Annotated in this window: 16 protein-coding genes; 6 read left to right on the forward strand and 10 right to left on the reverse strand. The window is 62.2% G+C overall.

Translation table 11 applies throughout. The features are described 5' to 3' along the window. Window positions 1-47: 47 nt before the first annotated feature. From glgB to EB233_RS24360, 5 genes are all read right to left on the reverse strand, one after another. Window positions 48-2,261, reverse strand: coding sequence for a 1,4-alpha-glucan branching protein GlgB (glgB, locus tag EB233_RS24340; protein WP_064991868.1), 2,214 nt, complete (start codon window positions 2,259-2,261; stop codon window positions 48-50). 105 nt (window positions 2,262-2,366) lie between these two features. Next, window positions 2,367-4,835 carry a glycogen/starch/alpha-glucan phosphorylase gene (locus tag EB233_RS24345; RefSeq protein WP_064991869.1) on the reverse strand — a complete coding sequence of 823 codons (2,469 nt, stop codon included), beginning with the start codon at window positions 4,833-4,835 and terminating at the stop codon, window positions 2,367-2,369. 131 nt (window positions 4,836-4,966) lie between these two features. Then, complete coding sequence (locus EB233_RS24350; RefSeq protein ID WP_027053508.1) at window positions 4,967-5,749, reverse strand: ATP-binding cassette domain-containing protein; 783 nt, start codon at window positions 5,747-5,749, stop codon at window positions 4,967-4,969. Continuing rightward, entirely contained in the window at window positions 5,746-6,807 is a 1,062-nt protein-coding gene (locus tag EB233_RS24355; RefSeq protein WP_064991870.1) for an ABC transporter permease, read from the reverse strand. The genes EB233_RS24350 and EB233_RS24355 overlap by 4 nt, the downstream gene beginning before the upstream one ends. Window positions 6,808-6,968: 161 nt before the next feature. After that, on the reverse strand, window positions 6,969-7,985 hold the full coding sequence (locus EB233_RS24360) for a sugar ABC transporter substrate-binding protein (RefSeq protein WP_027053506.1): 1,017 nt from the start codon (window positions 7,983-7,985) through the stop codon (window positions 6,969-6,971). Window positions 7,986-8,214: 229 nt separating this feature from the next. Between EB233_RS24360 and EB233_RS24365 the strand changes: the two genes are divergently transcribed. From EB233_RS24365 to EB233_RS24380, 4 genes are all read left to right on the forward strand, one after another. Beyond that, a complete protein-coding gene (locus EB233_RS24365) occupies window positions 8,215-9,441 on the forward strand; it encodes an ROK family transcriptional regulator (RefSeq protein ID WP_064991871.1) in 1,227 nt (408 codons plus the stop codon). Then, the gene (locus EB233_RS24370) at window positions 9,442-9,888 is read left to right on the forward strand and encodes an RbsD/FucU family protein (protein ID WP_027053504.1); all 447 of its coding nucleotides are present in this window, start codon (window positions 9,442-9,444) and stop codon (window positions 9,886-9,888) included. After that, entirely contained in the window at window positions 9,885-10,808 is a 924-nt protein-coding gene (locus EB233_RS24375; protein ID WP_064991872.1) for a carbohydrate kinase family protein, read from the forward strand. The genes EB233_RS24370 and EB233_RS24375 overlap by 4 nt, the downstream gene beginning before the upstream one ends. Before the next feature lie 261 nt (window positions 10,809-11,069). After that, complete coding sequence (locus tag EB233_RS24380; RefSeq protein WP_064991913.1) at window positions 11,070-12,212, forward strand: DegT/DnrJ/EryC1/StrS family aminotransferase; 1,143 nt, start codon at window positions 11,070-11,072, stop codon at window positions 12,210-12,212. A 29-nt stretch (window positions 12,213-12,241) separates the two neighbouring features. On the opposite strand, the gene EB233_RS24385 is transcribed toward EB233_RS24380, so the two are convergent. From EB233_RS24385 to cysD, 4 genes are all read right to left on the reverse strand, one after another. Beyond that, window positions 12,242-13,426: an O-antigen ligase family protein gene (locus EB233_RS24385; protein WP_210262466.1), complete on the reverse strand. Its 1,185-nt coding sequence runs from the start codon at window positions 13,424-13,426 to the stop codon at window positions 12,242-12,244. 156 nt (window positions 13,427-13,582) lie between these two features. Then, window positions 13,583-14,386 carry a 3'(2'),5'-bisphosphate nucleotidase CysQ gene (cysQ, locus tag EB233_RS24390; protein WP_064991914.1) on the reverse strand — a complete coding sequence of 268 codons (804 nt, stop codon included), beginning with the start codon at window positions 14,384-14,386 and terminating at the stop codon, window positions 13,583-13,585. 10 nt (window positions 14,387-14,396) lie between these two features. Then, on the reverse strand, window positions 14,397-16,334 hold the full coding sequence (gene cysN, locus EB233_RS24395; protein WP_064991874.1) for a sulfate adenylyltransferase subunit CysN: 1,938 nt from the start codon (window positions 16,332-16,334) through the stop codon (window positions 14,397-14,399). A 2-nt stretch (window positions 16,335-16,336) separates the two neighbouring features. Next, a complete protein-coding gene (cysD, locus tag EB233_RS24400) occupies window positions 16,337-17,242 on the reverse strand; it encodes a sulfate adenylyltransferase subunit CysD (protein ID WP_064991875.1) in 906 nt (301 codons plus the stop codon). Between the two features lie 487 nt (window positions 17,243-17,729). Here cysD and EB233_RS24405 point away from each other — a divergent pair, with 487 nt between their 5' ends. After that, window positions 17,730-19,034 (forward strand): O-antigen ligase family protein, encoded by a 1,305-nt coding sequence (locus tag EB233_RS24405; protein WP_064991876.1) that lies wholly within the window; start codon window positions 17,730-17,732, stop codon window positions 19,032-19,034. A 19-nt stretch (window positions 19,035-19,053) separates the two neighbouring features. After that, window positions 19,054-20,007 (forward strand): NAD-dependent epimerase/dehydratase family protein, encoded by a 954-nt coding sequence (locus EB233_RS24410; protein ID WP_064991877.1) that lies wholly within the window; start codon window positions 19,054-19,056, stop codon window positions 20,005-20,007. On the opposite strand, the gene EB233_RS24415 is transcribed toward EB233_RS24410, so the two are convergent. Further along, window positions 19,986-20,540, reverse strand: a complete 555-nt coding sequence (locus EB233_RS24415; protein ID WP_064991878.1) for a sugar transferase — start codon at window positions 20,538-20,540, stop codon at window positions 19,986-19,988. The genes EB233_RS24410 and EB233_RS24415 overlap by 22 nt on opposite strands. Window positions 20,541-20,614: the final 74 nt, after the last annotated feature.

Genomic DNA, 20,614 nt, shown 5'->3' on the forward strand with positions numbered 1-20,614 from the left:
CCCTCCCAAGTTACTCAGTCTCGTCATGTTGCCAGGCCCTGCCGGGCTTAGTCGGCAACGAGTTCAAGCATGATCGTCGATAGCGGCGGCAAAAGTATCGTTGCAGAGATGCTCTTGCCCTCCGCCCTTGCCTCGACCATGCCGCCATTGCCCATGCCGGAGCCGCCATATTCGGATGCGTCGGTGTTGATGATCTCGCGCCACTTGCCGACCTTCGGCAACGGCACGCGATAATTGTCGCGCGGCACCGGCGTGAAGTTGGAGATGACGGCCACCGGACTACCGCCCGGCGCGTTGCGCACCCAGGCAAAAACCGAATTCTGGCTGTCATCGACGATCAGCCAGGAAAACCCTTCCGGCTCGCAGTCACGGCCGTGCAGCGCCGGGCGCGACCGATAGAGATAGTTGAGATCGCGCACCGTCTGCCAGACGCCGCGATGCGGCCGGAAATCGAGCAGGTTCCAATCGAGCGCGCGCGCCTCGCTCCATTCGCGACGCTGGGCGAATTCCTGTCCCATGAACAAGAGCTTCTTGCCGGGATAGCCCCACATGAAGCCGTAATAGGCGCGCAAGGTCGCGAATTTCTGCCAATCGTCGCCGGCCATCTTGCCGAGCAGCGTGCCTTTGCCGTGCACGACCTCGTCATGCGAGAGCGGCAGCACGAAATTCTCCGAAAAGGCGTAGGTCAGCCCGAACGTCAGGTCGTTGTGGTGGTGCTTGCGGAAAATCGGCTCCTTGGCAAAATACTCCAGCGTGTCATGCATGAAGCCCATGTTCCACTTGAAGCCGAAGCCCAGCCCGCCTTCATGCACCGGCGCCGAGACCTTCGGCCATGAGGTCGATTCCTCGGCGATGGTCATGACGCCCGGATGATGACCATATACCTCCTTGTTCATCTTCTGCAGGAAGGAGACCGCCTCGAGGTTCTCGCGGCCGCCCTTCTCGTTGGGAATCCATTCGCCGGCCTTGCGCGAATAATCGAGGTAGAGCATCGAGGCGACCGCATCGACGCGCAAACCGTCGACATGATATTTCTCCGCCCAGAACAGCGCATTGTTGACAAGGAACGACACCACCTCGCGGCGGCCGAAATTGTAGATCGCGGTGTTCCAGTCGGGATGGAAGCCCTTGCGCGGATCGGCATGTTCGTAGAGCGCGGTGCCGTCGAAATGGGCCAGGCCATGCGCGTCCACCGGAAAATGCGCCGGCACCCAGTCGAGAATGACACCAACGCCGGCGCGGTGCGCCCCGTCGACGAAACGCGCAAAACCGTCCGGGTCGCCGAAGCGGGCCGACGGCGCATAAAGGCCGGTTGTCTGATAACCCCAGGACGGGTCATAGGGATGTTCGGAGATCGGCATGAATTCGATGTGAGTGAAGCCCGTCTCGACGACATAGGGGATCAGCCGGTCGGCCAGTTCGTCCCATGACAGGAAGGAGCCGTCGTCGCTGAGCTGCCAGGACCCGGCGTGGACTTCATAGATCGAGATGGCTTCGCGGCGGTGATCGGCGTTGCGCCAGAAATTACGATGCGCCTCGTCTCCCCACTGATGCGCCGGCGGCACGGCGACGACCGAGGCCGTGGCCGGACGCAGCTCGGACTTGAACGCGAACGGATCGGCCTTCAGCGGCAGCCTGACGCCATCGGGCCCGATGATTTCGTATTTGTAGGGCCGGCCGGCGCCGATGTCGGGAACGAACAGTTCCCATATGCCGGTGTCGCGGCGATCGCGCATCGTGTGGCGGCGGCCATCCCAGTCGTTGAAATCGCCGACCACCGAGACGCGTTTTGCATTGGGGGCCCAGACGGCGAAATGCACGCCGGTGGCGCCCTCGTGATCGATGACATGCGCGCCGAGCTTGTCGAACAGCCTGAGGTGCGACCCCTCGGCGATATAGTAATCGTCCATCGGCCCGAGCACAGGGCCGAACGAATAGGGATCGGTCAGCCACCAGTCGCCACCAGCATTGCGCGCGTGGTAGCGCAGCGGCTGCCGTTTCTTGATCGACAATTTGCCTTCGAAGAAGCCGGCATCGTCGCGCCTCGACAATGCACCGGCCTCGATGCCCGTCAGCGTATAGGCGGTGACAGTTTCGGCATGCGGAACGAAGCAACGGGCAAACAGGCTTTTGCCGACCTCATGGACCCCGAGGACCGCAAACGAATCTCCGTGCGTGCCGGCGACAATCGCCGCAACATCGCTGGCTGGCGCCAGTCCGTCCGGCCCGCTTGTCGCAGCGGTCGCGCGCGGCTTCCTCATCAGGCAGTGTCCCTCCCAGGGCACCAGGTGTTTGTTCTGGTGATGTGAGCCGGTATTCGACCCGCATCACCGGGACCACGTTGTTCGTGGCCTCATGCAATCACATCAGGCAGGCACGTTCCAGATTTCTTTCGCGTATTGGCGGATCGTGCGATCGGAGGAGAACCAGCCGACGCGCGCGACATTGCGGATTGCCCTGGCATACCAGTCCGGGCTGTTGCGCCAGACAGCGTCGACATCCCGCTGGGCGGCCGCATAGGCGTCGAAATCGGCGGCGACCATGAACCAGTCACTGTTATAGAGGCCGTCGATCAACTCGCGGTAGCGATTGGGATCATCGGGTGAGAAGACACCCGAGGAGACGGCCGCCACCGCCTGCGCCAGTTCGGGGGAGTCCTCGATTACGGCGCGCGGATTGTAGCCATTGTTACGCCGCTCGGCGACCTCGGCCGTGGTCAGCCCGAAGATGAAGATGTTGTCGTCGCCGACGCATTCCTTGATCTCGACATTGGCGCCGTCGAGCGTGCCGATGGTCAACGCGCCGTTGAGCGCAAACTTCATATTGCCGGTGCCCGACGCCTCCATGCCCGCGGTCGAGATCTGCTCGGACAGGTCGGCGGCCGGCATCATGATTTCGGCCAGGCTGACATTGTAATTCGGCACGAACACCACCTTCAGCAAACCGCGAACCGCCGGATCGCCGTTGATCACCTTGGCGACATCGTTGGCGAGTTTGATGATCAGCTTGGCGTTGTGGTAGCTGGGCGCCGCCTTGCCGCCGAAGAATTTCACGCGCGGCATCCAGTCGCGTTCGGGGTGCGAGCGGATCTGGTCGTAAAGCGCGATCGCCTCGAGGATGTTGAGAAGCTGGCGCTTGTATTCGTGGATGCGCTTGACCTGGATGTCGAACAGCGCCGATGGGTCGACCTTGATGCCGAGCCGGTCGGCGACGAGATTGGCCAGTCGCGCCTTGTTCTGCCGCTTGACGCCCGCGAACTTCTCCCGGAACGCGCTGTCATCGGCAAAACCGTCGAGCCCTTTGATGGCGTCGATGTCGTCGAGAAAGCGGTCGCCGATCGCCTCGCGGGCAAGCGAGGTCAGTCCGGGGTTGCACTGGATCAGCCAGCGCCGCGGCGTGATGCCGTTGGTCTTGTTGTTGATGCGGTCGGGATAGAGCTTGTGCAGGTCGGCGAACACCGTTTCCTTCATCAGCTCGGTATGCAGCGCCGACACGCCATTGATCGAGTGCGAGCCGACAAAGGCAAGATTGCCCATGCGCACGCGGCGGTCGCCATTTTCCTGGATCAGCGAGATGCGGCTGATCTGCTCGTCCGAGAACTGGTTGGTGGCGCGGGCCTCGAGCAGCACCTGTGCGTTGATGGCGTAAACGATCTGCATGTGGCGCGGCAACAGCCGTTCGAACAACGGCACCGGCCAGCTTTCCAGCGCCTCGGGAAGAAGCGTGTGGTTGGTATAGCCGAAGGTGCGCTTGGTGACATCCCAGGCGAGATCGAAGTCCATGCCGTGGACATCCATCAACAGCCGCATCAGCTCGGGTACCGCGATCGCCGGATGGGTGTCGTTGAGATGGATCGCCGCCTTGTCGGGAAGCGATCTCAGGTCGCCATATTGGCTGAGATGCCGCTGCACGATGTCCTGCAGCGAGGCGGTGGAGAAGAAATACTCCTGCCGCAGCCTGAGCTCCTGCCCGGCCATATGGGAATCGGCGGGGTAAAGCACGCGCGACAGCGCGTCGGCCTTGTTGCTTTCGGCGAGCGCGCCGATGTGGTCGCCGGCATTGAACTTGTCGAGCAGGATCGGATCGATCGGCATGCCAGACCACAGCCGCAGCGTGTTGACGCGGTTTGCCCGCCAGCCGACGACAGGCGTGTCGTAGGCGACAGCCAGGACATGTTCGGTCGGCTTCCAGACATGGCGCTCGAGCCGGCCGTCCTTCGAGGTGATGGATTCCACCGAGCCGCCGAAGCCGACCTCGAAGGAGCGTTCGCGCCGTTCGAATTCCCAGGGGTTGCCGTGATCGAGCCAGGTCTCCGGCAGTTCGACCTGCCAGCCTCCTTGAATCTCCTGGCGGAACATGCCGTTGGCGTAGCGGATGCCGTAACCATGCGCGGGAATGTCGACGGTCGCCATGCTTTCCATGAAGCAGGCGGCGAGCCGGCCAAGGCCGCCATTGCCGAGTGCCGCATCCGGTTCGAGCGCCGCAATGAGATCGAGGTCGACGCCGAGCGACGACAGCGCCGCGCGCATATTGTCCATCAGGCCGAGATTGGAAAAGGCATCGCGCATCAGGCGGCCGATGAGGAATTCCAGCGAAAGGTAATAAACGCGCTTTTCCTGCTGGTCGTAGGCTTCCTTGGTTGCCTGCATCCAGTGATCGACGATGCGGTCGCGCACGACCTTGATGGAGGCGGTCAGCCAATCATATTGCGTCGCGACGGTGGTGTCCTTGCCGACCCTGTATTTGAGGGCCATCAAGACTTCCCTTGCGAGCGTCTTCGGATCTGGATTTTCGAGTTGTGGCGGAAGGGGTTCGGATGTCATCGCGCGCGTCATGCTGCCTCTCGTGCCGTTGCCACGATCATACCGGCTTTCACCATTCAGCCCAGCCCATGTTACCGCATCGCAACATATGTTCAATCGATTTAGATGTACGGCCTCCAGCTTACCCTGCGGCAATTTGACAGTCAGGCGGCGAGCGCCGCCTCCGGAGGCGCCTTCGCGCCGGTCATGAAGGCGACCGCATCGGACATGGTATATTGCTTGGGGTCGATGACGGCGAGACGACGGCCGAGGCGATGGATGTGGATGCGGTCGGCCACTTCGAAGACATGCGGCATGTTGTGCGAGATCAGCACGATCGGCAGGCCGCGCTTCTTGACGTCGAGGATCAGTTCGAGCACGCGGCGGCTTTCCTTGACGCCGAGGGCGGCAGTCGGTTCGTCCATGATCACCACGCGGCTGCCGAAGGCAGCGGCGCGCGCCACCGCGACACCCTGGCGCTGGCCGCCGGATAGCGTCTCCACCGCCTGGCCGATGTTCTGGATGGTCATCAGACCGAGTTCGGTGAGCTTGTCGCGGGCCCGCTTTTCCATCGCGGGACGGTCGAGCATGCGCAGCCATTGGCCGAGGAAGCCGGGTTTGCGGATTTCGCGGCCGAGGAACATGTTGTCGGCGATCGACAGTGCCGGCGAGAGCGCGAGGTTCTGGTAGACGGTCTCTATGCCGGCCTCGCGGGCTTCCATCGGCGACTTGAAGGAGACGGTTTTGCCTTCAAGCCGGATTTCGCCTTCGTCGGGCACGACAGCGCCTGAAATCGCCTTGATGAGCGACGACTTGCCGGCGCCGTTATCGCCGATGACGGCGAGGATTTCACCGGGGTAGAGGTCGAAGTCGGCATTGTCGAGAGCGGTGACGCGGCCATAGCGCTTGACCAGACCACGCGCGGTGAGGATGGGCTCCTGGGTCATGCCGAAACCTTTCTGATCCATTGGTCGACAGCCACGGCGCCGATGATCAACACACCGGTCAGCAGCACTTTCCATTGCGGATCGGCGCCCAGCATGTTGAGGCCCATGGAGACGACGCCGACGATCATCGCGCCGAACAGCGTGCCCAGGATCGAGCCGCGCCCGCCGAAGAGGGAAATACCGCCGATCACCGTCGCGGTGATGGCCTGCAGATTGTAGTCGGTGACGGCAGCCGACGGCGAGATCGAACCGTTGCGGCCGATGGAGACCCAGGCCGCGAAAGCAGCGATCAGCCCGGCAAGGGTGTAGACCGTCATCAGCACCTTCTTGGTCTGGATGCCCGATAGCTTCGCCGCCTCCTGGTCATCGCCGACGGCGTAGACATGGCGGCCCCATGCGGTGTGATTGAGAACGTACCAGAGTAGCAGCACCAGCGCGACCATGGCGATGACACCAGCTGTCAGCACAGCGGTGCCGACCTTGAAGCTCAGAGCGAACAGATGCAGCAGCGGCGCCTGAGTGTCGACGTCGGTGTCACGGATCGTCTCATTGGCCGAATAGATGAAGTTGGTGGCCATGACGATGTTCCAGGTGCCCAGCGTCACGATGAAGGGCGGCAGCTTCATGTAGGCGACCAACACCCCGTTGAGCAGCCCGCAGGCAGCACCAGCGGCAAGCCCGAGCGCCACGGCGATCACGCTCGGCAGACCGTAGCTGACGGCGCAATTGCCCATGATCACGGCCGAGATGACCATGATGACGCCGATCGACAGGTCGATGCCGGCGGTCAGGATGACCAGTGTCTGCGCAGCACCTAGAATGCCGACGATGGCAATCTGCTGCAGGATCAGCGTCAGCGTGTAGGACGAGAAGAAGCGTCCGCCAATGGTGATGCCGAAGATGATGATCGACAGGACCAGCACGATCAGCGGCACCGCCGCCGGCGTCGAATGCAGGAAATGCTGGATGCGCCTGACGGCCGATTTGTGTTCGTCGAATGCTGCAACGCTGGTGTCGCTGCCCGAGAGAACCTTCTCGAATTCCTGAGCTTGAGCCATGTTTCCTCCCCGTGAGGTGTCAGCCTAGCGCCGACGCCCGTCCACGCCTTTCCGGTCTGTTGCCGGGATTGTTCGCGGTCACGCGACCCATCGTCCACCCGAAGCGGCCGGGGATCAAGCCCCGACCGCTCGAGTTCAGTAAATTGCCGGTCAGACCGGCATCAGCCCCAGCACTTGGCGAGGCCTTCCTTGGTGTCGATGGACTTCACACCCTTGGCCGGCTTGTCGGTCACCAGATTGACGCCGGTGTCGAAGAAGTTCTTGCCTTCGGTCGGCTTGGGCTTGGTGCCGTCCTTGGCAAAGGCGGCGATAGCCTGGATGCCAAGCGCCGCCATCTGCAGCGGATACTGCTGCGACGTCGCGCCGATGACACCCTCTGTCACCGACTTCACACCGGGGCAGCCGCCGTCGACGGAGACGATCAGCACCTGCTTTTCAAGGCCGACGGCCTTGAGCGCCTGGTAGGCGCCAACAGCGGCCGGCTCGTTGATGGTGTGGATGACATTGATGGTGTTGTCCTTCTGCAGAAGGTTCTCCATCGCCTTGCGGCCGCCTTCCTCGTTGCCGTTGGTGACGTCGTGGCCGACGATGCGCGGATCGGTCTCGTCGCCGATCTTGTTGGGATCCTTCACGTCGATGCCGTAGCCCATCATGAAGCCCTGGTCGCGCAGCACGTCCACGGTCGGCTGCGAGGGGGTCAGGTCGAGAAAGCCGATCTTGGCGTCCTTGGCCTTATCGCCGAGCGTCGCGGCGGCCCAAGCACCGATCAGCTTGCCGGCTTCGAGATTGTCGGTGGCGAAGGTCGCGTCGGCGGCGTCGATCGGGTCGAGCGGCGTATCGAGCGCGATCACCAGCAGGCCGGCGTCGCGCGCCTTCTTCACGGTCGGCACGATGCCCTTAGTGTCGGACGCGGTGATCAGGATGCCCTTGGCGCCGTCGGCGATGCAGCTTTCGATCGCCGCCACCTGGCTCTCGCTGTCGCCGTCGATCTTGCCGGCATAGGTCTTGAGGTCGACGCCGAGTTCCTTGGCCTTGGCGGTCGCGCCCTCCTTCATCTTGACGAAGAAGGGGTTGGTGTCGGTCTTGGTGATCAGGCAAGCGCCGACACCGGCGGCGGATGCGGACGAGGCAAACGCCACCAGGCCCAATGCAGCGGCGGCAAACACGGTCGATTTCAACAATTTTGTATTGGTCACGAGCTTCCTCCCAGTGGAACTATTCCGGATGCCGGCCAACCGGCATCTACGGCGCATCCAACGAATTTCTCCCAGCATGGACGCCCGTTCAACAGACACCAGACCGAGGGCTCTGTCAATAATTAAATCACTCTTATTTATTATTGACAGCCTTGCGTCCTTCACTCATTCTGGCCCAAAAGCATTGAGGGGAAACGACGGGAGGAACAGGGTGGAGACCGCCACTGCGAGGCACGGTTCGCCCGAAGCGAATGAGAGCCTGATTCACCGCGGCACCAACCAGAGCGGCATGCGCGACCACAACGAGCGGCTTGTGCTCTCGCTGGTGCGCCAGCATGGCAGTCTGGCGAAATCCGACATCGCCCGCATGACCGGACTTTCGGCGCAGACTGTTTCGGTCATCATGCGCGAACTCGAAGAGGAAGGCCTGCTGCTGCGCCAGGCGCCGCTGCGCGGCAAGATCGGCCAGCCTTCCATTCCGATGGCGCTCAATCCCGAAGGCGCTTTCTTCATCGGCCTCAAGATCGGCCGACGCAGCGCCGAACTGGTGCTGATCGATTTTCTCGGGCATGTGCGCGCGATGCTGCAGCACTCCTACCGTTACCCGGCACCGCGCGAGACGGTGGAATTCGTCACCGAAGGCATGAAGAAGATGCGCGGCGAGCTGACGCTGGCGCAGGACAAGCGCATCGCCGGCCTCGGCATCGCCATGCCGTTCGAACTGTGGAACTGGGCCGACACCGCGGGTGCGCCACGCGATGTCATGGACGAATGGCGACACCGCGACATCCGCGCCGATATCCAGGGGCAATGCGATTTTCCGGTTTATCTGCAGAACGACGCGACCTCTGCCTGCGGCGCCGAGCTCGTCTTCGGCCAGGCGGGCGGCGCGCGTGACTTCGTCTATTTCTATATCGGCGCCTTCGCCGGCGGCGGCATCGTGCTCAACGGCAGGCTGTTCGGCGGCCCGACCGGCAATGCGGGCGCGCTCGGCTCCATGCCGGTGCCCGGGCCGGACGGCAAGCCGACCCAGTTGATCGACGTCGCCTCCATCGCCATGCTGGAGAAAGCGCTCAATGCGCGTGGCGTCGAGGCCTCGCATCTGTGGACCTCGCCCGAGGATTGGGGCGAGATCGGTTCCGAACTCGACGACTGGATCGCCAGCGCCTCACAGGCGCTTGCCTATGCCATCGTCGCGGCCTCCTCGGTCATCGATTTCGAGGCGGCGGTGATCGACGGCTGGATGCCGCTGGCGGTGCGCCGCCGGCTGGTCGATGCCATCATCGCGGCGATCACGACAATCGACGGCGAGGGCCTGAAACTTCCCTCCGTCCGCGAGGGGACAGTCGGCATCCACGCGCGCGCGCTCGGCGGCGCCAGCCTGCCGCTGTCCGAACGCTTCCTGATCAGTTCGACGACGATTTCCAGGAGCGCCTGAATGCTGATCGGAATCCCGGCATTGCTCGGTCCGGACTTGCTGGCGACTTTGCGCGCCATGGGCCATGGCGACGAGATTGCGCTGGTCGACGGAAATTATCCGGCCGAGGAACAGGCAAAGCGCCTCATCCGTGCCGACGGTCATCCGCTCATTCCAATGCTCGACGCGATACTGAGCGTCCTGCCGGTGGATGACGCTGTGCCGGAGGCGCTGTTTCGTGCGTCCGTGAAAGGCGACCCCTCGCTCGCCGATCCGGTCCATCACGAGATCGAGGCGATCTGCGCCAAACGCGCGCCCGGCCGCAAGGTGGTTGCACTGGCCGGCGCCGACTTCTATGCACGGGTCAAATCGGCGCATGCCATCGTCGCGACAAGCGAACCGCGGCTCTTCGCCAACATCATCATCCGCAAGGGCGTGATCTATCCGCCGGAAACCAGGAAGCCATGATCCTCTGCTGCGGCGAAGCCCTGATCGACATGTTGCCGCGCACGACGACGCAAGGTGAGCCGGCCTTCGCGCCCTATGTCGGTGGCGCGGTGTTCAACTCAGCGATCGCGCTTGGCCGGCTGGGTGCGCCGGCCGGTTTCTTTTCGGGCCTGTCGTCGGATCTTTTCGGTGGCCAGTTCCGGGATGCGCTGGGCGCGAGCAAGGTCAGTTCCACCTACGCGCACACCTCGCCCAGGCCGACCACGCTGGCCTTCGTGAGGCTCACCAACGGCCAGGCGACCTACACCTTCTATGACGAGAACACCGCCGGACGCATGCTGACCATCGACGACCTGCCGACGCTCGGCAGCGAGATCGAGGCCATGCTGTTCGGCGCCATCAGCCTTATCTCGGAGCCCGCAGGCAGTGCCTATGAAGAGTTCATGCGGCGCGAGCATGCGAGCCGCGTCATGATGCTCGACCCCAACATCCGGCCTAACTTCATCCCTGACAAGGCAAAGCACCTGAGGCGCATCCGCGCGATGATGGCAATGGCCGACATCGTGAAGCTGTCGGACGAAGACCTGAACTGGTTCGGCGAAGCTGGCTCGCATGAGGACGTCATCCGCAACTGGCTCGATCGCGGCCCCAAACTGATCGTTGTGACCCATGGCAGTGAAGGTGCTGTCGGCTACACCAAGGACCATGCCATCACCGTAATGCCGGAAAAGGTCGAGGTGGTCGACACGGTCGGCGCCGGCGATACGTTCAACGCCGGCATCCTTGCGTCACTGCATGAACAGGGCCTGCTGACGAAAGGGGCCATCGCCGGCCTCACGCAGGACGCCGTCCGCAAGGCCCTGGCGCTCGGCGCCAAGGCGGCAGCGGTGACAGTGTCGCGCGCTGGCGCCAATCCGCCCTGGCGGCATGAAATCGCCTGAAAACGCTCACCTTAAGTTGAGCCAACCGATCACTTTATGTTTCGCAGGGCCGATCCCAGGCGTTATAAAGGCGCGATTGCGCCCGGCGAAGCCCGGATTTCCGGCATCTCGCCTGGATTCGCCTGAAATCAGAGGTAACAGACGGCGATATCCGGGCAATTGACAGCCCTGGCTGCCCGGCTTTCTCGCCAGGCGCAACTCTGGTACCAGCGGGCCGTTATCTGGCTGAACAGCCTGGTTAAAACCGTTTTTGAGGCCGACATGCAGTTCATTGATCTTGGCGCGCAGCGCGAACGCATCCGCGACCGGCTGAAGGCCGCGATCGATCATGTCGTCGAGGATGGCCGCTACATTCTCGGTCCGCAGGTCGCGGAATTCGAGAAAAAGCTCGCCGCCTATGTAGGGACCAAGCATGTCGTGGCCTGCGCCAACGGCACCGATGCGCTGCTGTTGCCGCTGTTTGCCGCCGGCATCGGCCCGGGCGATGCTGTGTTCGTGCCGAGCTTCACCTTCGCCGCCACCGCCGAAGTGGTGGCGTTGGCCAAGGCCGAACCGGTCTTCGTCGATGTCGATCCGATGGGCTACAACATCGACATCGCCAGCCTCGAGGCAGCCATCGCCATGATAAAGAAGGAAGGAAGGCTGAAGCCGAAGGCGATCATCCCGGTCGACCTATTCGGCCTTGCCGCCGACTATGAGGCCATCATGGCCATCGCCGACCGCGAAGGGCTGTTGGTGATCGAGGACGCCGCCCAGTCGATGGGCGGGTCGCTTGACGGCAAGATGTGCGGTGCCTTCGGCCATGTCGGCTCGACGAGCTTCTACCCGGCCAAGCCGCTGGGCTGCTATGGCGACGGCGGCGCGATGTTCACCAATGACGACGCGATGGCGGACAAGCTGCGTTCCTTCGCCTTCCACGGCAAGGGCGAGACGCAATATGACAATGTCCGCGTCGGCATCAATTCACGGCTCGACACCCTGCAGGCGGCGATTCTCATCGAAAAGCTCGCCATTCTCGAAGACGAGATGGTAGCGCGTCAGGTGGTGGCTAGCCGCTATGCCGAAGGGCTCGGCGATATCGTGACAGCCGCCCGCAACCTCGACGGCAGCCGTTCGGCCTGGGCGCAGTACGCTATCGAGACGCCCAAGCGAGACGGGTTGAAGGCGCATCTGGGCGAAAAGGGCATCCCGTCGGTGATCTACTATGTGAAGCCGCTGCACGAGCAGTTGGCCTATCGCGACTACCCGCGCACTCCGACCGGCCTTGCGGTTTCGGAGGACCTGCCGAAGCGGATCCTGTGCCTGCCGATGCATCCCTATCTCAGTGAAGCCGACCAGGACCGCATCATCGAAACGATCCGCAACTATATCGGCTCGAACTCGGCACAGGCCGCAGCCGAGTAAACGTCGAAGTCAGCCGATATCGGCGCGGTTCAGCGGTGCGTTGGAGCGTTTGTGTTCAAATGCACCGCAGAAATTGCCGTTCGGCTGCCCGTTCCCGAGACGGTAACCGCGCGGCAATGCAATATGCAGACGCCTGCTACGAAGACGAGGGTTCCGAGAACCCATGACAACCAGATTCGATGGTCGACCGACAGTTCGACGACGGCTACGATCAGGAAACTGCCGGCTATGAAATGGCTGCGGTCGTCCAGAATGTGGATCGTCCTCAAGATTGCCCCTAGCAGCACCGCGTACACGATCATGCCCAGGGCGCCCAGTTCGTACCACAGGTCGAAGACGATGTTATGCGCGCTTGGGAGATCCACCAGCGTGTAATATGTGGGATTAACGACAACGTCTGCAGCGTTTCTGATCGTGTTCGCGCCGTGGCCGAGAAACGGCTTGTCCACGATATGGGGAGCGATCATCTGCCAGAGATCTAGCCTAGCGGCGAAGGTTCCCGGATAAAAGGCCAGCCATCCCGTCGTCTTGAGCAAGTCGAAGACAGGCTCCGCGATGAAAGGGGCAATCAGCGCAAGAGACAGGTAGATCGCGAAGAATCCGACCAAGGCATGTTGCCGGCGGCTAGCGGGGACGACAAAGATGATCGCGACAACGACGATCGCCAGATTGACACCCGTCGATTGACCGTAGGCCAATGTCAGCACGGCAAAAAGAACAGCAAGCCCCTTCCAGATCGGCGCCGGCTGGGCGAGAAGGACGACCGCGAAGAACGCTCCATAGACGGTGATCTTGTGTAGCGTGAAAACATTTTCGACAAATCGCGGATCGTCGGTCAAGAACGCAAAATACAATTCCCTGCCGATCACCGACAGCAAGCCGATGGTCAAGCCGATCAACGAGACCCTCGCTAGCCGGTCGCATTGGGCTCTGGTGAGCGCGAGCATGCCCTGAACCAGCAGGACGGCGGCGATCGAGTAGAAAAGAACGCCAGTCCCCGCCGCGAGCGAGCGGCTCGAGTCCACCGACCAAAGCACGCTCGACAGAACCAGACCGGACAAGAGAGCGAGAATCACCGCGAAGCGGATCGTTACGCTGGCGAAGCGTGCCCTCTTCGCCAGGAGACTTAGAGTGCTTAGTAGCGCCGCAACAATGGCCAGGACGGTCGGCGACATTTCGATGAAGGCAAAAAGCGCGGGAGAGACGGCGGACAAGCCCATCAACATCCTGAGCACTATCTCATCACGATTGCAGGTCCATACCGGAAGATCGCCCAGAACGAGCGCACGACATCTATGCGAAAACGACATTGAACTACCGACTCAGGAACCCGCTCGCACAGCATAGGCGATCGAAGAGGATTTTCCACTTCAATGCCCGTGATCGCCGCCGCCAGCCCCTGTCCTGCCGCTCGCGATAAAATGCGGGTTGGCGAAATCGCTGTCGCTTGCCTGATCGCGCTTGCCATAGGCCAAGGGCTTGCCATCCAGGGTGCGCGTCATGCCGCCAGCGGCGCGCAGCACCGCATCGCCGGCCGCGGTGTCCCACTCCATGGTGCGGCCGAAACGCGGGTAGACGTCGGCTTCCGCTGCCGCGAGTAGGCAGAATTTCAGCGATGAGCCCACCGAGACGATCTCCGCAGTGCCGAGATCGCGGATGAAGGCATCGGTTTCAGGCGTGTTGTGCGAGCGGCTGGCAACGACCGCGAGCGGCGTGCCCCCTGCCCGCACCGTGATCGGCCGGCGGCCGACGATATGGTAATCGCCGTCGAGCTCCAGGGATTCCGCCCTACCCGGCAGACCGGAGAAGAAGCGGCCGGTGCAAGGCGCGAAGACGACGCCGATTTCCGGGACGCCATGGCGGACAAGCGCGATGTTGACGGTGAAGTCGGTGCGGCGATTGACGAATTCCTTGGTGCCGTCGAGCGGATCGATGAGGAAGAAGGCGTCGCCAAGATCAGCCGGCATAATGCCGGCCGCCGCTTCCTCCTCGGCCACGCAGGGAATGTCGGGGAACGCGGCGCGCAGGCCGGCGAGAATGATCTTCTCGCTCTCACGGTCCGCCTCGGTTACCGGCGAGGAGTCCGATTTGCGATCAACCGCGCAGCCGGCGTGGAACACACGCATGACCTCGCGTCCAGCGGCCAAAGCCAGCTGTTCGAAGATGTCGAGCATCGACCTGTCGTCAGATACCGCCGCCATTGTCATATTGGTCTTCGGCAATGTCACGCTCGTTCAGCCAGTGTTCCAGGGCATCTACCATCTCTTCCGCCGATCTGCCGAGCGTCTTCAGATGGATTTCCGGCTTTTCCGGCGCTTCGTAAGGCGAATCCACACCGGTGAAGTTCTTGATCTCGCCGTTCAGCGCGCGGGCATAGAGGCCCTTCGGATCACGCTTGGCGCATTCTTCGAACGGCGTGTCGACAAACACCTCGATGAATTCACCATCGGCCATCAGCTCACGTGCCATGCGCCGCTCGGCGCTGAAGGGCGAAATGAACGAGACGATGACGATCAACCCGGCATCGGCCATCAGCTTGGCCACTTCAGCCACCCGGCGGATGTTCTCGACGCGGTCGGCGTCGGTGAAGCCGAGATCGCGGTTGAGACCGTGACGGACATTGTCGCCGTCGAGGATATAGGTGTGCCGGCCGGTGGCGAACAGCTTCTTCTCGAACAGATTGGCGATGGTCGACTTGCCGGAGCCCGAAAGCCCGGTGAACCAGAAGACGGCGGGCCGCTGGTTCTTCATGTCGGCGCGCACGCGCTTGCCGACATCGAGCGATTGCCAGTGGATGTTCTCGGCGCGACGCAGCGAATGCACGATCATGCCAGCGCCGACCGTGGCGTTGCTGATGCGGTCAATCAGGATGAAGGCGCCGGTGGTGCGGTTCTCCGCGAAAGGATCGAAGGCGATCGGCGCCCGCGTCGAGATGTTGCAGATGCCGACTTCGTTCATTTCAAGCGACTTGGCCGCCTCATGGGCGAAGTCGTTGACATTAATGCGGTATTTCAGGTCGGTGACGGTGGCGCTGGTCTGGTCGGTTTCGGTTCGCAGGATGTAGGAACGGCCCGGCAACAGCGCATGCTCGTCAAACCAGACGATGTTGGCGGCGAACTGATCGGCGACCTGCGGCCGGGCGGCCGGGGAGACCAGCATATTGCCTCTGGAAACCTCGACCTCGTCGTCAAGAACGAGCGTGATCGCCTGGCCGGCCACCGCCTGCTTGAGATCGCCGCCATAAGCGACGATGCGTTTGATATGCGACGACTTGCCGGATTTGGCGACGACGACCTCGTCGCCTTGTGCGATGGCACCTGACGCGATCGTGCCGGCGAAGCCGCGGAAGTCGAGATTCGGGCGATTGACGTATTGCACCGGAAAACGGAACGGCAGTTCGACAGCGGCCTCTTCCACCGAAACAGTCTCGAGGTGCTCGATCAGCGTCGGGCCGGAGTACCATTGCATGTTGTCGGAGCGGCCGCTGACATTGTCACCGTAGCGAGCCGACATCGGGATCGGCACGATACTCTGGAAGCCGAGATCGCGCGAGAATTGTCCGTAGTCCTCAACGATCCGGTCAAAAATAGCCTGATCGAAATCGACGAGATCGATCTTGTTGACCGCCAGCACGATGTGGCGGATGCCGAGCAGCGAGGCGATGATCGAATGGCGTCTGGTCTGGCGCAGCACCCCTTGCCGGGCATCGATCAGCACGATCGCTAGGTCGGCGGTGGAGGCGCCTGTCGCCATGTTGCGGGTATACTGTTCGTGGCCGGGCGTGTCGGCGACGATGAACTTGCGCTTCGGCGTGGCAAAGAAACGGTAGGCGACATCGATGGTGATGCCTTGCTCGCGCTCGGCCTCGAGGCCGTCGACCAGCAGCGCGAAATCGATGTCGTCGCCGGTGGTGCCGTGCTTGCGCGAATCGCGTTCGAGCGCGGCAAGCTGGTCCTCGAATATCTGCTTGGTGTCGGACAACAGGCGTCCTATCAGCGTCGATTTGCCGTCATCGACCGAACCGCAGGTCAGGAAGCGCAGCAGCGACTTCTTCTCCTGCGCGGCCAGATAGTCGCGGACGCTGTCGGTCGGGGCGAGGCTTTTTGCCATGATGTGACGCATGGTCAGAAATACCCCTCGCGCTTCTTCTTTTCCATCGAGCCAGCCTCATCACGGTCGATCAGGCGACCCTGGCGCTCGGAGGTGCGCGCGGTCAGCATCTCGCCGACGATGGCTTCGAGCGTGTCGGCGTCGGATTCGATAGCGCCGGTCAGCGGATAGCAGCCCAAAGTGCGGAACCGCACCAGCCGGTTCTCGACGGTCTCGCCGGGACGCAGTTTCATGCGATCGTCGTCCTTGAGGATCAGCATCCCATCGCGTTCCACCACCGGCCGCTCTTTGGCGAAATAGAGCGGCACGATCGGGATGTTCTCCTGCAGGATGTACTGCCAGATATCGAGTTCGGTCCAGTTCGATAGCGGGAAGACGCGGATCGATTCGCCCGATGCGATGCGCGTGTTGAAGATCTTCCACATCTCGGGCCGCTGGTTCTTCGGATCCCAGACATGCTGGGCATTGCGGAAAGAGAAGATGCGCTCCTTGGCGCGCGACTTCTCCTCGTCGCGGCGGGCGCCGCCGAAGGCGGCATCGAAACCATATTTGTCGAGCGCCTGGCGCAGCGCCACGGTCTTCATCACATGGGTGTGGGTGTTCGAGCCATGAACGAACGGATTGATGTTGTCGCGCACGCCGTCTTCGTTGACATGAACCAGAAGGTCGAAGCCGAGTTTTTGGGCCATCTGATCGCGAAAAGCGATCATTTCGCGGAATTTCCAGGTGGTGTCGACGTGAAGAAACGGAAACGGCGGCTTGGCCGGATAGAATGCCTTCATAGCCAGATGCATCAGCACGGATGAATCCTTGCCGACCGAATAGAGCATCACCGGCTTGGAGAACGCGGCCGCAACCTCGCGGAATATGTGGATGGATTCAGCTTCAAGCCGCTGCAGATGCGTAAGTGCTATGGTCATGGACTGTGAGCGCTCTCTCGTGCCTTGCGCCGGAAGGCCTTGCGTCAAATCAACGAGCTTTTTGCGCCCGGTTCAAGCTTTGCTTCTGGACAAAGTGTTTCGTGCGGTCGTTCTAGCAGATCGGCGCACGGCAGAACAATGCAAGACGAGCCCGGCAGCGACCAGTTCGAGAATGAATTTTCCATGCTTTCGGCGGATCCCGGAAATTTCTCCTCCCGGGCTCTGCCGAGGCGAAAGCGCGGGAAAAATATTGCTTGAATAGACCGACTGTAAATCGTCCGCGAGCCTCCCCTGATCGGCCGGCACCGGATGGCGGTTTTCGAGCGGCAATTTGACCTCGCACACTATCGAAGAGACCGCCCAGCCGCTATACCAGCCCGGGGACGATGGCAGGTGCATCAGGAGGACGGGTAATTTCGAGGCGAGCGCACTCGTCAAGCAAGGCGCGCCGCAATGAAAGATGCCCAAGAAATAGCGAGCCCGAGACTTGAGCCGGCTTTCATCCCTGCGACAGCAATTCACGCCTTCCCGGGTCAATATCGGCTTCTCCATTCTGTGCTTCTTTTGCCCCCCTGTTCTGGGATCGGCTGTCAGCTTCGTGTTCAATGGGGGAGGCCTGTGGTCCGTCCTGTTGGTCGCCTTCAGGAAAAGGCGTTTCAATGTCGACCCGGCGATGATGGCGCTAACGATCGCGATCTATGCCTATTGCGCCACCAATCTGGTGGCTTCCCTTGTCAACGGTGCGATCGCCAGGGATGCGCTACGCCTGGTCCCCCTCGTCACCTTCGTGCTTTTCCCGATCTCCTATTCGACGTGGAGCATCACCCAGAAGACGACGCTTGTCCGGGTCATCGTGCTCAGCAGCATGGCAGCCTGTTTTGCTGCGCTGCTGCTGGCCGTTATCCAGCAATATGGGCTTGGGATGAGGGCCAAGGGTGGGGCCGGCAATGCGATCGTGTTCGCGGAGGTCCTCTGCCTTGCCGTAATGGTCTGTGTGGCTGCGGCCTTGTCGGGTATGGAGAGACACAGGAACGTCCTTATCTGCGCAGCGCTCGGCGGAACGATCGCCATCGTCTATTCCGGTACGCGCATCATATGGCTGTCGCTACTGCTCACCGGCATTGCGGTCCTAGCAATCAACCAGCAGCGGCTGAGAGGGAGGAATGCCGTTCGCCTGCTGTTGCTGTTGTCGGCGGTCGGCGTCGTGGTCGCTGCTGTCGGCTTCCAGACCATATCCGGGCGTGTCGACTTTCTTCGCGCCGACTGGGATGGGCTTGGGGCACAGGGCAATTACAGCACCTCGTTGGGATTCCGGGTTGCCCTTTGGGACATAGGCCTGAAGGCGTTCCGGGAGACTCCATGGTTTGGACATGGCGTGGGTGCCACCCAATCCTTGATAAGACGGGGTTTTCGGGATCAGTTCGGGATGGATGCCGGCTTCAATCATTTCCACAACGGCTTTCTGACGGCCCTGGTGCAGGCGGGAATCCTGGGAGCGGTGACGCTGGCGGCGATCTTTGTCGTTGCCGCCAGAAATGCCGCACAAGTCCTGCGAAACAGCGCCGATCCGATCGAACGTTTTGGCGCTACGATGATCGTCATCGTGGTGATCACCTATCTCACGGCCGGCATGACGGGCATCCTGGTTGGCCACGACATTCTGGATTCAGTGCTGATGGTCTTCCTGGTGTCCGGAACCTATCTTGCCTCCGGACGTCAGGCTCCGTTGCCGCAGGACCAAGCACTTGCGCCAGCGACGGAAGATCGGCCGCTTCTACCGACCACCCAATAGCCGTTTCAGGGCAAAGCCAATGAAAGTCCTGGTTACAGGCGCGACGGGCTTTATCGGCCGCCAAGTGGTGCATCGGCTTCGTGAGGCGGGGGCGGAGCTTCGCCTCGCATCCCGGCATCCGGAAAGGCTCGGTCCGGGACATGACGCAGTGCTGATGCCAGAGTTCGATACGCCGGTGGCTGCCTTCCTGGCCCTTACCAGGGATGTCACGGATGTCGTCCATTGCGCCGGCCTCAACAATGATGAAGGCAACGCCACCGAAGCCGATTTTCGAGCCGCCAATGCGCAATTGAGCGCACGGCTGGCGCAAGCCGCCGCCGAACAGGCAAGCGGACGCTTTATCCAGCTCTCCTCGATCCGGGCGGTGATCGGCGCGCGCGTCAGCGCAACGATCGACGAGGACACGATACCCGATCCGCAATGCGCCTATGGGCGCTCGAAGCGCGAAGCGGAGATCGGAGTTCTGGACGCCTACGCATCGCGCGGCCGCTCCGACGCCACCGTACTGCGGCTGCCCCCTGTCCATGGAAGCGGCATGAAAGGAAACCTGGCGACGTTGTTGCGCCTGGCCGATACAGGCGTGCCGCTGCCGAAAGGCGCACTGACGGGAAAACGCTCGCTGCTGTCATCGCAATCCGCGGCAGGAGCGATATGGCATCTGCTGAACCGTTCGGGACCGCTGCGCCCGATCTATATTGCCAGCGATGTGCCGCCGGTCTCGATCGCTGGCATCGTCGGCGCTTTTCGCAGTGGTTTCGGACGGCCGAAGCGCCTGATCGCCGGGCCGGCCGGGCCGCTGCGGGCAGCCGCGATCCTCCTGGGCAAACGGACGGCCTGGGACAGCATGACCGCAACGCAGATATGCGAGCCGTCCCTGCTCGTGTCCGAAGGCTGGCTGCCGGAAACCGGCACGCTGGAGCGGCTGGCCGAGATAGCGCGGCTTGGAAACGCTCAATCGCCGCCGTTGCGGTAGAGCGTTGCGAACAGGATGCGAAGGTCGAGCCAGAACGACGCCCTCCTGAGATAGGCGGCATCCGTTTCGGCCAGAAGCTGCGCGTTCGACATGTCGATGCCCCTGACCTGGGCCATGCCGGTAATGCCCGGAAGTGCCGCCAAGACCCCCAACTGCCTGCGACGCTCGATCAGTTCCGTCTGCGTCGGCAGGCAGGGACGCGGCCCGACCAGGCTCATCTCGCCCCGCAGGACATTCCAGAATTGCGGCAGTTCATCGAGTTTGAATCTCCGCAAGATCCTTCCGACCGCCGTCACGGCATTCGCTGGCGCCTCGTGCGAGGGCAAGGACGGCGTTCCCTGGACCATCGTGCGCAACTTGTGGCAGCGAAACAACGCACCATCGCGGCCAACCCGCATTTGCGAAAAAATCACCGGACCTGGCGAGGATGCGCGCACCGCAAGGGCGCAGAGCAATAGAATGGGCGACGTCACCAACAACAGCAGGGCTGTCCCGACGAGATCGAAGGCTCGCTTCAGTCCGTTCACGGCCATCCCCTGATCACGCGAACAATTCCAGGAAAGTGCGAAACGGCGGCAGCGCGAGCCGCGGGATCGATATCCAGGCA

Source organism: Mesorhizobium erdmanii (genome assembly GCF_013170725.1).
Classification (GTDB): domain Bacteria; phylum Pseudomonadota; class Alphaproteobacteria; order Rhizobiales; family Rhizobiaceae; genus Mesorhizobium; species Mesorhizobium erdmanii.